14 protein-coding genes, 1 pseudogene and 1 riboswitch are annotated in these 13,569 nt (G+C 28.7%); of the genes and pseudogenes, 1 reads left to right on the forward strand and 14 read right to left on the reverse strand.

What is annotated here, in order from left to right; all coding sequences use genetic code 11:
* Nucleotides 1–6: 6 nt before the first annotated feature.
* The 6 genes from SOR60_RS04395 to SOR60_RS04420 all read right to left on the reverse strand — a co-directional run bounded on the left by SOR60_RS04395 (nt 7) and on the right by SOR60_RS04420 (nt 5,782).
* The gene (locus SOR60_RS04395; RefSeq protein ID WP_176269483.1) at nt 7–963 is read right to left on the reverse strand and encodes a diaminopimelate dehydrogenase; all 957 of its coding nucleotides are present in this window, start codon (nt 961–963) and stop codon (nt 7–9) included.
* 1 nt (nt 964) lies between these two features.
* A complete protein-coding gene (gene dapB / locus SOR60_RS04400) occupies nt 965–1,723 on the reverse strand; it encodes a 4-hydroxy-tetrahydrodipicolinate reductase (RefSeq protein ID WP_320595300.1) in 759 nt (252 codons plus the stop codon).
* Nucleotides 1,716–2,594, reverse strand: a complete 879-nt coding sequence (gene dapA, locus SOR60_RS04405) for a 4-hydroxy-tetrahydrodipicolinate synthase (RefSeq protein WP_154539125.1) — start codon at nt 2,592–2,594, stop codon at nt 1,716–1,718. The genes dapB and dapA overlap by 8 nt, the downstream gene beginning before the upstream one ends.
* The gene (locus tag SOR60_RS04410) at nt 2,595–3,575 is read right to left on the reverse strand and encodes an aspartate-semialdehyde dehydrogenase (RefSeq protein ID WP_320595301.1); all 981 of its coding nucleotides are present in this window, start codon (nt 3,573–3,575) and stop codon (nt 2,595–2,597) included.
* On the reverse strand, nt 3,562–4,881 hold the full coding sequence (gene lysA, locus SOR60_RS04415) for a diaminopimelate decarboxylase (protein ID WP_320595302.1): 1,320 nt from the start codon (nt 4,879–4,881) through the stop codon (nt 3,562–3,564). Before lysA ends, SOR60_RS04410 begins: the two co-directional genes overlap by 14 nt.
* A gap of 55 nt (nt 4,882–4,936) precedes the next feature.
* Nucleotides 4,937–5,081: riboswitch (Lysine riboswitch) on the reverse strand.
* A gap of 89 nt (nt 5,082–5,170) precedes the next feature.
* Nucleotides 5,171–5,782 (reverse strand): DNA-3-methyladenine glycosylase, encoded by a 612-nt coding sequence (locus SOR60_RS04420; RefSeq protein WP_320595303.1) that lies wholly within the window; start codon nt 5,780–5,782, stop codon nt 5,171–5,173.
* Nucleotides 5,783–5,915: 133 nt separating this feature from the next.
* Between SOR60_RS04420 and SOR60_RS04425 the strand changes: the two genes are divergently transcribed.
* Nucleotides 5,916–7,277 carry an aspartate kinase gene (locus SOR60_RS04425; RefSeq protein ID WP_154539133.1) on the forward strand — a complete coding sequence of 454 codons (1,362 nt, stop codon included), beginning with the start codon at nt 5,916–5,918 and terminating at the stop codon, nt 7,275–7,277.
* Between the two features lie 12 nt (nt 7,278–7,289).
* On the opposite strand, the gene SOR60_RS04430 is transcribed toward SOR60_RS04425, so the two are convergent.
* The 8 genes and pseudogenes from SOR60_RS04430 to SOR60_RS04465 form a co-directional block, all read right to left on the reverse strand.
* Nucleotides 7,290–7,919: an HAD-IA family hydrolase gene (locus tag SOR60_RS04430; protein ID WP_176269477.1), complete on the reverse strand. Its 630-nt coding sequence runs from the start codon at nt 7,917–7,919 to the stop codon at nt 7,290–7,292.
* Nucleotides 7,920–8,134: 215 nt separating this feature from the next.
* Nucleotides 8,135–9,265 (reverse strand): hypothetical protein, encoded by a 1,131-nt coding sequence (locus tag SOR60_RS04435; protein ID WP_320595304.1) that lies wholly within the window; start codon nt 9,263–9,265, stop codon nt 8,135–8,137.
* A 470-nt stretch (nt 9,266–9,735) separates the two neighbouring features.
* Entirely contained in the window at nt 9,736–10,083 is a 348-nt protein-coding gene (locus tag SOR60_RS04440; protein WP_320595305.1) for a DUF3784 domain-containing protein, read from the reverse strand.
* Between the two features lie 516 nt (nt 10,084–10,599).
* Nucleotides 10,600–10,890 (reverse strand): DUF3847 domain-containing protein, encoded by a 291-nt coding sequence (locus tag SOR60_RS04445; RefSeq protein WP_320595306.1) that lies wholly within the window; start codon nt 10,888–10,890, stop codon nt 10,600–10,602.
* 86 nt (nt 10,891–10,976) lie between these two features.
* Complete coding sequence (locus SOR60_RS04450) at nt 10,977–11,147, reverse strand: hypothetical protein (RefSeq protein ID WP_320595307.1); 171 nt, start codon at nt 11,145–11,147, stop codon at nt 10,977–10,979.
* Nucleotides 11,134–12,405, reverse strand: coding sequence for an MFS transporter (locus tag SOR60_RS04455; RefSeq protein WP_320595308.1), 1,272 nt, complete (start codon nt 12,403–12,405; stop codon nt 11,134–11,136). Before SOR60_RS04455 ends, SOR60_RS04450 begins: the two co-directional genes overlap by 14 nt.
* A 205-nt stretch (nt 12,406–12,610) precedes the next feature.
* Nucleotides 12,611–12,927, reverse strand: a pseudogene (locus SOR60_RS04460) (adenine-specific methyltransferase EcoRI family protein).
* Between the two features lie 3 nt (nt 12,928–12,930).
* Nucleotides 12,931–13,047: a helix-turn-helix domain-containing protein gene (locus SOR60_RS04465; RefSeq protein WP_320595309.1), complete on the reverse strand. Its 117-nt coding sequence runs from the start codon at nt 13,045–13,047 to the stop codon at nt 12,931–12,933.
* Between the last annotated feature and the right edge of the window lie 522 nt (nt 13,048–13,569).

Here is a 13,569-nt window from a genome sequence, read left to right on the forward strand (position 1 = left end):
CAATTTTTAAATATTTTCTTTTAAAAGTTTGTCATAATCTTTTTTAGATAAGTATTTTGGTGCTATATCAAGTACTGTATAAGCACCATATTTTTCTTCTTTATTGAATCTATAAATAGCCCTAGCATAGGCTAAATCTACTGCTGCTGTAAAATCAGGATTGCTATCAAGATCAAGTCTAAATTCAATGGTTGATAGGTTATTATTAGCCGACTTACCACTTCTAATTACTCTTCCTCCATGAGGCATTCCCTTGTGATTTCTGTTGAGTTCATCTTGACTTATAAAATGAACACTTGTTTCATACTTATCAAAGTAATTAGGGATTGACTTTATTTCTTTTTCTAATTCTTTTAGGTCATATCCTTCTTTGGCTACTGCAAAAACCTCTCTTACATGAGCATCTTCTGCTTTAAATTCTAAATTTTCACCATTTTTTACCTTTTCAATGTAGTCTTCCTTTGGAATAGTATATTGACTTGCATCAGCTATACCATCTATTGATCTTACTGCAGCAGAGTGTCCTTGACTTATACCCTTTCCCCAGAAAGTATAGGTATTTCCGTCCTCAAGTACTGACTCAGCATAGGTTCTAATTAAAGAAAATAAACCTGGATCCCAACCTGTTGATATTAATGCTGTCTTTTTATTATCTTTTGCTAGTTTATCCATCTTTTTATAGTAATCATAGATTTTTTTATGTGTATCAAAGCTATCAACAGTATTAAAATTTTCAATCAACTTAGGGGCTTGAATAAGTATATCTTTATCAGATGAACCACAAAGTATTAATACATCTATATCATCCTTATAATCATTAATATCATCTAATAAATAAAACTTATCTTCCTTTAAGTCTCTCCTTGTAAATATTCCAAAAAGTTCCATATCATCTGATCTTTTTATAAGACTTTCACATGATTTCCCTAAATTTCCATAACCAACTATTCCTATTCTTATCATATTATTCTCCTATATCTAAAATTTCTTTTATATCTATTAAACCATTTTCTTTATCTAAAATATACTTTGCTACCTTTAAAGCACCTATGGCAAATATTTTTTTGCTTTGAGCGTGATGAGATATACTTACTACTTCATCAAGACCTGCAAAAACTACTTCATGGTCACCATTTATACTTCCAGCTCTTAAAGAATGGATGCCAACTTCATTTGGATTTCTACTATCAGAAAATCCTTCTCTTCCATAAAGCTTAGAAAGTTTATTATCCCTTGCTTCATTTACAGCATCAAAAAGCATGTTTGCAGTCCCACTAGGTGCATCCCTTTTTTTATTATGATGAGCTTCAATAATTTCAATCTCAAAACCATCTAAAAGTTTTGATAATAGTTTTGATACATATACCATTACATTTACGCCTAGCGAAAAATTTCCAGATTGGACAATAGGAACTTTCTCGCTAGCTTTTTTTATCTTTTCTAGGTCCTTATCATCAAATCCAGTTGATGCAATTACTAATGAAATATTTTTATCTAAGGCTAAGGATAAAATCGAATCAAGACTATCCTTAGATGAAAAATCAATAATTACATCAGATTTTTCTTTTATTTTTTTTATATCAGAATAAATAGTAAATTCATCACACACTTTATCTTCTTTAGAAAAACCAGCGCTTACTTTGAAATCTTCTGATTTTTTTATAAGATCAATTAGAACCTCACCCATTGCACCTGTTGCACCTGATACCAGTACTCTAATCATTTAAATCCTCCAAGGCATTTTTTATTAGAATTTCACATTTCTCGCTTGCTTTTGTAAGAGGAAGTCTAAGTTCATTTTTATAAAGTTTTAATACAGATCCTGCAAATTTAATCCCTATAGGATTTACATCCACAAATAAGGCTTTTATAAGATTAAAATATTTTAATTGAATACTTGCTGATTTTTCAAAATTTCCATCTAAGGCATATTTAACTAAATCATGAACTTCTTTTGGATATATATTTGCAAGAACAGAAATAACTCCATTTCCCCCAACACTCATAAGAGGTGTAATTACATCGTCGTTTCCAGAATATATAGCAAAATCTTTAGGAAGTACTTTTCTAAGATTAGTTGTATAAGCTAAATCTCCCTTAGCGTCCTTAATTCCAACAATATTTTCAATCTTACTTAACCTTTTTACTGTTTCTACTTCAATATTTACATTAGTTCTTCCTGGCACATTATAAAGTATTATTGGCTTTATCGAATTATTAGCTATTTCTTTATAATGTTTATAAAGACCTTCTTGGCTACATTTGTTATAGTAAGGAGTCACTAGTAATAGTGCATCAACCCCATCAATTTCTGATACTTTTTTAGAAAATCTTATTGCTTCATTTGTATTATTTGAGCCTGTACCTACTATTAATGGAATCTTACCCTTAATCTCATCTATACTAATATCAATAAGTTTCATTTTTTCACATTCACTAAGGCAAGCTGCTTCAGCAGTAGTACCAAGAGCAACTATTGCATCTGTATGATTTTCTAAATGAAACTTGATTAAATTTCTATAAGCTTCATAGTCTACACTTAAGTCTTCATTAAAGGGCGTTACAATTGCAACACCACTACCTTCAAATAACATCTATACCTCCATTAAAAGTTCTGCATTTTCGACTGCATTCGTTGCTGCTCCCTTTCTAATATTATCAGCTACACACCATAAATTTAATCCATATTCTAGTGAATAGTCTCTTCTAATTCTTCCTACAAATACATCATCGTATCCTGTGGCCTCAGTTGGAAGAGGATAAAGTTCATTTTCTATATCATCAACAACTTTTACTCCTTCTTGATTTTCAAGAATTTTCTTTATGTAATCAAGATCAAAATCCTTATCTATCTCAATATTTATTGAAATAGCATGTGAATTTTCAACAGGAACTCTTGCTGTTGTTGCAGTGATTTTTAGACTATCATCTCCAAGAATCTTTCTTGTTTCATTTATCATTTTCATTTCTTCTTTTGTATATCCATTTTCTGTAAAGTCATCAATTTGTGGAAGAACATTATTAAAAATCTTATATTTCCATTTATAATTTGTTTTATTGTATAAATCCTCTAAGGCTCTTTCACCTCCACCAGATACCGCTTGATATGTATTATAGACAATTCTTTTTATATTAAAATTATCAAATATTGGTTTAAGTGCCAAGACTGATTGAATTGTAGAACAATTTGGATTTGCTATTAACATAGTATCCTTTGTAATCTTATCCTTATTAATTTCTGGCACAACCAAGATTACATCATTATGCATCCTAAAAAATGATGAGTTATCAACACATTTAACGCCATTTTTTATAGCAATTGGAATATACTTTTCAGATACAGCTCCACCAGCAGAAAATAGGGCAAGATCAATGTCTTTATTTGAAAAGGAATTTTCATCAAGCTTTTCAACTGTAATATCTTCTCCCCTAAATTTAATTTTATTTCCTGCACTTTTTTCACTAGCAAGAGCTCTTAAATTTTTTATAGGAAAATTTCTTTCATCGAGTATTTCTAAAATCTTTCTTCCAACAAGACCTGTTGCTCCAACTACCGCTACATTAAATTCTTTCATTAATTTCTCCTTTATAAATTTCGTCTCTACTAATTAAATCATCCAAACTTTCTCTTCTTACAGCTAAATAATCACATCCATCCTCAACAAATACAACCGCCGCCTTTCTTTGCTTATTATAATTTGATGCCATTGAATAAGTATAGGCACCAGAATATGGGATAAGAAGTAAATCATCTCTTTCTACCTTAGGAAGTTTCACCTCATCAATAAGTATATCTCCTGACTCACAAAGCTTTCCACCTACTCTATAAATTATATTAGCCTCATTATTTAATTTATTAGCTAAAATAGACGAATACTTAGCATCATAAAGGCTAGGTCTTATATTATCGCTCATGCCTCCATCTACAAAAATCAATGGAAATCCTTCTAGGGTTTTCTTTGTTGAGCCAATTGTATAAAGCATAGAACCTGATTTTGAAATCAAGCTTCTTCCAGGCTCAATGCCAACATTTTTTATATCTAGTTTATAATAAGCTAATAAGTTTTCTATTGTTTTTATATAATCTTTTAAAAATACTTCAATATCTAGATCCCTATCTTCAATTCTTTCTTTTGTTCCAAAACCTCCACCTAAATTAATATGACTAAACTTATATGAATTATCTTCTTCAATTTCTTTCATATATTTAAGCATAATTTTTGCTTCTTCTTTGAAAAAATCTAGATTTTTAACTTGACTTCCTATGTGGGCATGAAAGCCAAGTATATGCATGTTTTTATTTTTTAAGGATTTACTTATAAAGATTTTTGTATTTTTATCTCTAATATTTAAACCAAATTTAGAATCGGCATTAGAAGTTTGTATAAACTTGTGAGTATCAGTCTTAACATCTGGATTAATTCTAATTAAAACATCAATCTTTTTATTTTTCTCATTTAATATAGAATCTAAAAGATAATACTCATCGACTGAATCGATAATTATAAGTCCTATATTCTTATCTATTGTATATTCTAACTCATCCTTACTTTTGTTGTTTCCATGAAAGTGAATTCTACTAGAGTCAACTCCTGCCTTAAGACATACAAAAATCTCTTCTTTTGAAACACAATCAAATAAAATATTGTAATTATTTAAAAGTGATAATACATAAAGATTTGAGAAAGCCTTAGTAGCATAAACCACCTCTGTATCAAACTTTAAAGATTTAAAATTATCTACAAAAGCCTTTGTCCTATTTTTTAAACTTTTTTGATCGAATATATATAAGGGAGTCTGATATTTATCTTTAAGTTTTTCAACACTTACTCCTCCTATATACAAAATTCCATCCTTATTTTCAAAATTATTATCTAACATAAATCCTCCCATTAAAAAAATCATGAGCAAAAGGCCCATGATTTCCTTTCGCCGCAATATAGTAAGTTCTCCAATAAGGATTGGCACATCCTTATTGACAGTTGCATCCATATTTTGAATACAACCAACACCATGGGGTATTTCGGCGGTTATGCCTTTCAATGATTTACTAATCATAACCGCGACCTCTTGACTACATTGTTAAGTTGTTATGTAATAATTTATCACTAATAGTCCTATAAGTCAAATATTTTATTATTATTATCTAAAATATTTTATAATTATGGGCCTAATCTTGTTTAAATTTAGAGACATAGGGATTATTTTTTATAAAAAATCTATACGGAAGATTTCTCGCCTCTTTTGCATAATCTATACCAACTCTCCTATCTACCTCTATTTCAAAAGAAACATTGGAATCTTCGATATAAAGGCTTCTTGAAAAAATATTTTTTCCATTTAAATCTTTATCTATTTTTAGAGCTTTGGTAAGCTTTGCTGGTCCATTAGTGATATTTTTCTTTTGATAGTTAGATAATTCATTGTATTTTTTATTAAACCTATTAATAGCAAATTGATCTATATTTGACAAAGGTTCTACCGCTCTTATTAAAACTCCTTCTGGAACTTTTTCCCCAAAACTGGATATATTTAGAAGAAAGTGAATTCCATAGGTTTGATAAATATAAAGAGTTCCACAATCCATATATAATATTTTATTTCTTTCGGTCATCTTATCATTAAAGGTGTGACAAGCCCTATCATTTACCCCAAGATAAGCTTCTGTTTCTACAATTCTTGCTTTCATTTTTATATTATCTATATTTCTTACTAAAGTCTTTCCAATTAAATCTTTAGCAAGACTAAGTGTTTCCTTCTTGTAAAAATCTTTTCCTAGCATATTTCCTCCTATAATATATATTTTATATGAAAATATATAAATAGCCATATTTGAAATATGATTTGCTAAACAAATATGTTTTAATGTATAATAATGATTAAATTTAAATATTTAAAATTTAGAAAGGAATATTATGAAAAAAACCGCAAAATTTGGAGGCTCTTCAGTGGCCAATTCTACACAAATTAAAAAAGTTTGTGATATTGTTTTAAATGATAAAGAGATTTGTGCTGTTGTAGTATCTGCACCTGGAAAAAGATATAGTAATGATATTAAGGTTACAGACCTATTAATAGATTTATATGAGAAGTACAGGAATAAAGATCCAAAATATAAAGAACAACTCGAAAATATTATAAAAAGATATGAAGAGATTGTCTTAGATCTTAAACTTGATGAAAAGCTACTTGATGATTTTAGACTTATCTTAAATAAATACCTAGATGAAATAGATGATTCTTTTTATCTCGAAAATGCAATTAAATCATGCGGAGAAGACTTTAACGCAAGACTAATTGCAAAATATATCAGTTCCTTAGGATATAAATGTTCTTATCTATCACCAAAAGAGGCTGGAATACTTGTTGAACACACAATAAATGAACCTATAATCTTAGAAGAAACTTATAATAATATAAAAAGATTTAAAGATGATGATAGACTTTTTATAATTCCTGGTTTTTATGCTATATCACCTCAAGGTAAAATTATAACATTCCAAAGAGGTGGCTCAGATATAACTGGCTCAATCGTTGCTCGTGGTCTAGAATGTGATATTTATGAAAACTTTACAGATATGTCATACATCTATACTGCCCACCCAAATCTAATTGATAATCCTAAACCTATAACAAATATTACATATAGGGAAATGAGGGAGTTATCCTATAATGGCTTTGAGATTTTTCAAGAAGATGCAGTAGCACCTCTTTTGAAAAATAATATAAAAATACAAGTTAAAAATACCAACGACCCTAATAATGGTGGAACCATTATAGAAACTAAGAGAAATAATATTAAGGAAAACCCAATTATAGGTATATCAAATGTTGGTGATTTTCTTGCCTTTAATATTACAGAATATCTTATGAACAAGCAAGTAGGATATATTAATAAGCTTCTTGATATATTTGAATATCAACATATACCAGTAGAACATATACCTACAGGCATAGATTCCTTATCTATTTTAATTCGTAAGAAATACATAACTAGTGAATTTCAGATGCAAAATATAATAAATACTATTAAAACAAACTTTGATTTTGATGAATTTGAAATAATAGACGATCTTTCAGCTATAGCAATTGTTGGGGAGGGATTAAAGAATATCATGACACAAACCCTATATAAAATATCAAAAACTTTTGATGAAGAAAATATTAAATTAGAAGCAATAATACAAGGTGCAAGCAATAACTCTCTTTTTGTTTTTATCAAAAAAGAAAATGAAAAACTTGCAATCCAAAAACTTTATAAAGAATTTTTTAACTAAAAGCTTAAGCTTTTAGTTAATTTTTTCTAATATATCTTTAATTTCTAAAGGCTCCTTCACTATATAAGATGCCCTTTTAAATTCACCTATATTACCATATCCATATTCTACACCTATAGATTTAAGTCCAAGTTTAAAGCTTGCATTTATATCATATAGCCTATCACCTATCATTATAGACTCATCTCTTTTTAAATTATTTTTTCTAAGTAGACTTTCAAGAACCCTAACTTTTGTATTCAAACTTTCTGTAGAACCTTCTACATAAGTAAAATAATTACCTATTCCAAAATAATCAAGTATTTTTAAGCTAGATTCCCTACCCTTGCTCGTAGCAACGAAGAGTCTATAAGAATTATTGTATAGGTATTTAATTAACTGCTCAATTCCTTCATACATACTTGTCTCATACATTCCTTTTTCAAAATAATAATATCTATAATAATCTACTGCTTCATCTGCCTTGGCTTCTCCTACTTCTTTTACGAAAGACTCTCTAAGTGGTGGGCCTATATATTTTTTTAAATCATCGACTTTATAAATTATATCCATCTTATCTAGACTATATTCAAAAGCCTTAATAATACCTTCTCCTGATTTTGAAATAGTCCCATCAAGGTCAAATATTATATTTTTTATCATATTAACTCCTTTTATAATATTTTACCATTTAATATAAAAGTTAAATTATCACAAAAAAAGAGGCAGTTGCAGAATGAATTAATCGTTCCAAAATCATCACAAGCTCTTAACGACAATTTGTCTCCATGAGCTGGAAGACTATTCTCAAATTGTCTATGAGTAACTTGTAATGATGAAACGTTATAAATTCATAATTTTGCAACAGCCCCTAATTTCTATTTACTTGCTGCATCATAGATTACATCTAGATAACCAACTGCATCTGTAAGAGTTGCGCCACTAATTTCATCTATAGCTTTTCCTTTTTCATCTGCTATCTTTTTGATTTCTTCAGCTGTTTTTCCTTTTGTATACTCTTCTATAGCCTTGAAATTTTCAGATATGTCATTTTTAGCTTTAGCATGTTCTTTCATAAGAGCTGAATATTCCCTATCGTTTTCAAGTTTAGAAGCCAATTGATTTTTCTTATCAGCATAGTTTTCGCCAAACTTTTTATCTGAATTTGGAACACCTTTTTCACCAAAATATTGATATTCATCAATTGATGTTGCTACAATCTTATCATTTTGTAATAAAACAAATACATCTGATACTGAATTATCTGTATTTCTACCTCCAAATGCTGATTTAAGTGTTAAATTGTCAACACTTTGTGTATCGGCTTTTACAGCAAATTTATCATTTTTTGCTGTATCAACTATAGACTTAAGATATGCTTTTGTATCTACTAGAGTTGCTCCACTTACCGCATCTATAGCTTTTCCATCTTCAGCATTATTTATAACTTCTTCTATTTCAGAGATGGTTTTTCCTGAAACAAAGTTTTCAATTGCTTTGAAATTATCTTTAATAGTAACAGTTGAACCAGCTTTCTCTTCCATTAGTTTAGAGTAAGCCTCGCTATTTTCTACCTTAGAACCTAAGATTTTACCTTCTTTAGCCCCTTTTTTGAACTCTTTTTCTCCATCTTGATTTGGAAGTGCTTTAAATTCTTTTTCATCAAAATATTGGAATTCATCTAAAGATGCTGTTATTATCTTATCTGCTTGAGTAACCACCACAGTTCTAGCAAATGAGCCCTCCCCATGTGGAGCTGATAAAGATCTTCTTAAAACTATATCTTCACTCGAAAATTTACTAGCTTTGGAATCTTCTTCATTAGATGTGCTTTTTTCGTTGCTCTTATCTTCATTAGATGCTATTTTTTTATTTGAAGCTTCATCACTTTTTGCAGAAGTAACTGCATTTGATTTTGTTTCTGCTGTATTATTGTTATTATTAGAACAAGCTGTAAAAGCTAATGACAAGGCAACAGCCAAAGCTGTTAATTTTATTTTTTTATTCATATATACTCCTCTTTAGAAAAATTGAAATCATTTACTTTTTTATTATACATCATTATTAGTATGTGTCAATTAATACTTAATTAATAAATATATCGTAATATAATACAATGAAAATATAATTATATTTAAAATAATAATTAATTATCTTTTAATATATTTCAAATGACCGCATCCACTAAAACTCTATAATGTTTTCAAATTTTAATAGATGGAACATAAATAAGTAATTCAAGTCTTTTACCATACTCATTCTACAAAGGGAATTCTTTAAAATCCCTAAAATAAAAATTCTGCTTATAAGCTTCTAATGTAGTTTTAATTCCTATATGAAATTCCATATATTCGTAAAATGTTGCTAAATCATATTACTTGATTAGATTTTTCATCAAATAAAAACCGTAAATAGAAAATTTCTCTATCTACGGTTAATACGTTATTTTGGCTTATTTATTAGCAATTTATAAAAAATATTAACTTCTCATAGAATAATTTATAACTACAATTCCTAAAATCGTAATTATTCCAAACAACCCCCATGCTCCCATAAGAATATCATTATAAAGCTTAATATTCTTAACAAAAAAACTAGACAAAAAGGCAATAACTAAAGGTATACTCATTGTAAAAGTCATTTTTTTGACTTTAGATATATATCCTTTTCTTATTAGCTCTTCTTTCTTGTCTTCTTCCATAGTATTAAATCCTGCTATAATATTTCCATTTGTCTTATCTATCATATATGAAGAAAATAATGTTAAAATAATCGGTATCAATAAAACTATTTTAACAGTAATATCTTTGGGATCCGCTAAATTCATATGTAAATCACCCCCCTTCAAAGTTTTATTTCCATTTAAATATAGAAAATATCATCATATAATCGTTATAATCCTAAGGTTTTAAATCAGTAAGTGTTTTCATATACTGTCATTTTTTTGATATTATCAAACATTTTTTCATTAATGTCTAAAATCATCTCATTATTTAGCACATATTTTAGTAAAATCTAATTTTATTTTATCAAACTTAACACCTCTATTAAATCTATATTTTCTATTAAGTGATATGTTATCTGTATCTATTCTATTTATAGTTATTGAATTATTGTATCCTATCCAATTTTTGTTGTTTCAGTATGTCGGCTTAATTGTTTTGTTCATTTCAAATTTTAAAAGTCAAGGGCGAGCCTTAGCGAGTTTATTTACCCTTGACTTTTAAAAAGCGAATGGTTGTTGCTCCCTGCAAGGGTTTGGCTCCGCAGGACGCAAGCACCCTTTAGGGTGTATAATTGCGCCCTTAGAAAATCTAAGGGAGATTTAATTATTATATTTTCCCTAATTTTCTCTTATTATTTTTAGTGTTTCTTTGAATTCTTTTGTTTTTGTTGCTTCTTCTAGTAGAATTTTTATTTCTTCATCTGTTAGTTCTTCTGCATTTTCTATAAGACTTTCTAAGATTGCTCCTATTGTTATAAGTCTATGAGTTCTTTCTTTTCTTCTTTTCACTATGTCTTGTTTTAATATCTTTTTTTCTTGATTTTTTAGTTGTCTTAATCTTTCTTCTGTATCGTCAATTTTATCTTTTATTTCTTTTGACTCTTGTCTTAGTTGATCTAATTTTTTCATATAAAACTCCTTTCTTTAAAACAAAAAAGACGACTAGATTTTTATTTTTCTAATCATCCTTTTTCTATTTTGAAGATTTTCTTCTGTTACATTCTTTGCATACCATTTATCATTTTTTTAGAATTGCTTATCGTTAATTCTCCACTTGCAGTTGCCAATAATATTGAGTTTCTGCTTACAGATAAAACTTTACCAATATCTTCAGGTACAACAACAATACCACTGAAAATTTTATAAGATAAATTAAGCCCTAACATTTTTACCCTCATCCAAACGCTTATATGTTTTTCGCATTACTAAATAGGTTATACAAAGTCCGAAAGCTGAGAATATGAAAGAAATAGTTGCCGGAAAATTGTCTGCAAAATATCCATATAGCAATTGTCCCAATGGCATCGCAACAACAGCACATAATTGAATTATAGATACTATTCTTCCAAGAATATCTTCTGGAATTTTACTTTTTATTGTAATAGTTGTTGCAATATTCATTACAGTAATTATTATTACGGCTATAGCCATAATTCCAACAACGATATATAGTAACGCTTCTGATTGAATATTAAACAGATAATTTAATGCAAACGAAAGAAAGACTAACATCCCAGCCAAAAACAATGTCCCTTTCATATTCGCTATTTTCTCATCATCGTTTTTGATTACCATCATCGCAATAAATGGAGCAATTAGTCCCGCTACACCAAGAATTAAATTATAGGCTGTGTAAACATCAACATTAGAATTAAGTGTAATGCGAATAAAATGTGGGACAACAATGGAAAATAATGGTGCAATAAAGAAGTTAAAAAGCGGAGCGAACAACACTATCCCAACTACGAAATGGTACTCTTTCATGGAAATAACTGCACTTTTATAAGAAGTGATACTGTCTCTCACAATGTTAGTTTTAGATTTTTCAATGAGTTTATCACAATGAGAAACTCCATTAGTACGCACAATCATCATTAGTAAAAATGCAACTGCCTCTATAAATAAAGCTACAAACAAAACTGTACTTAAACCAAATACTCCGTAAGCAAATCCGCCAATAACAGGAGATGCTATCTCAACAATTCCATCGTCCAGAGAGGACAATTTACTTGCCGAAGCAATTTTATCTTTTTCAATTATTAGAACAATTGCTTTAGCGTCTGATGCAGAAATAAGCGTTTCACAAATTTCCAAAAAAATAACCAAAATATATATCAGAGGTATTGATAATGGTTTAATAACCGTGTGTATTATAAAAAAACTCGCCATCAAAACTACAAGACTTAATGCACACCAGCGTAGAACATGTATACAATTCCTACAATCTGCTAAATACCCGGAAATTGGCGTGAAAATCAATCTCGGTAAAATAATTACCGAAAGAACAGTCGAAAAAACCAATGCAGATCCTGTCAAGTCTAATACATAAATCGCTAATGCGAATTGTAAAATATTTGAAGCTAAACGTAATAGGGTAGTTGAACCCCAAAATGCCATAAAAGATTTGTTCTTTAATAAATTCATATATATTTTATCCTTATTTAATATTTTCATGTGTTGAGTAAATCATTTTCAATGTATCCCGAAAAAGTAATTTCTAAATATCGCTTTTTGAATAATCTCCCATCATCCAACGCCTGGAGACAATTTATAATATAATTTTGGAGAATAAGCATTTTTTAATGCCATTCCCCACGAAACATAACTCTCATAATCATCAACTAAAAAATCACTTAATGTTGCCATTTCCTTTATATTCTAGCCATACTGCCTCTTCCTTGTCATTCATTGAAAATAAATCTATATCTTGATTTTTATGACAAGTAGCTATTAATTTTTTTAATCCCAAATGCTCGAAATTCAAATAGAAGTATTTAAAAAATTACTTACTCTTGAATCATCACAATTACAATAGACTACTTTATCTCTAAAATGATCTTTATAATATTTCAACTCTCTTTCTATATCAACGAGTTGAGTATAGAATTCGTCATTTTTATTTTTACTTGCTTTTTTTAAATTTTTATTACTAGCTTGTCTACTCATTCTTTAATCCTCTTGTAATTGTTTTGATTTGCTAATCTCTATAACATCTTCAATTCTGCAATCCAATTCCAGGCAAATCTTTTCTAATGACTCTAAGTTCACATAAGAGTTTTTACTCATTCTTTAAACTATGTTGCTTGTTATGTTTGCAGCTCTTTTTAAGTCTTCTTTGTTCATTTCTCTTTCTACCAATAAGTGCCATAATGGTTTATAAAAAATTGCCATATTATTACCCCTTATCCGTTTTATTCATTAATCTATATTATATAATAAATAGGCTGATAAGTCACTTTAGCCTATTTTATACTTGTGCTTGCGTTAGTATTTATTGAGATAGTCCTAGTTTTTTTCCTTGTCTCACTTCAAACCGTTTCAAATCGCAAGACACATATTCCTTTACTAGTTTTACCTTAAATTCTTTTGTTTATTCTGGCATACAAAAACCCCTCCATCCGTATTCCGGATTTTGGGGTTCAGGTCCATATATAGCAAGTGATTATCTAATACTAAAACCTAATTAAAAGTGTATAATAAGAATATGAAAAAGATAATAGATGAAAAAACAAAAAAAGAAATTTATGAGCTTGAAAAAGCCAGAAAAAATACAAACAATAAAAAAGAAGAAGTTAGACTAAAAGCAAT

This window comes from Anaerococcus porci, from assembly GCF_034090325.1.
GTDB classification, from domain to species: domain Bacteria; phylum Bacillota; class Clostridia; order Tissierellales; family Peptoniphilaceae; genus Anaerococcus; species Anaerococcus porci.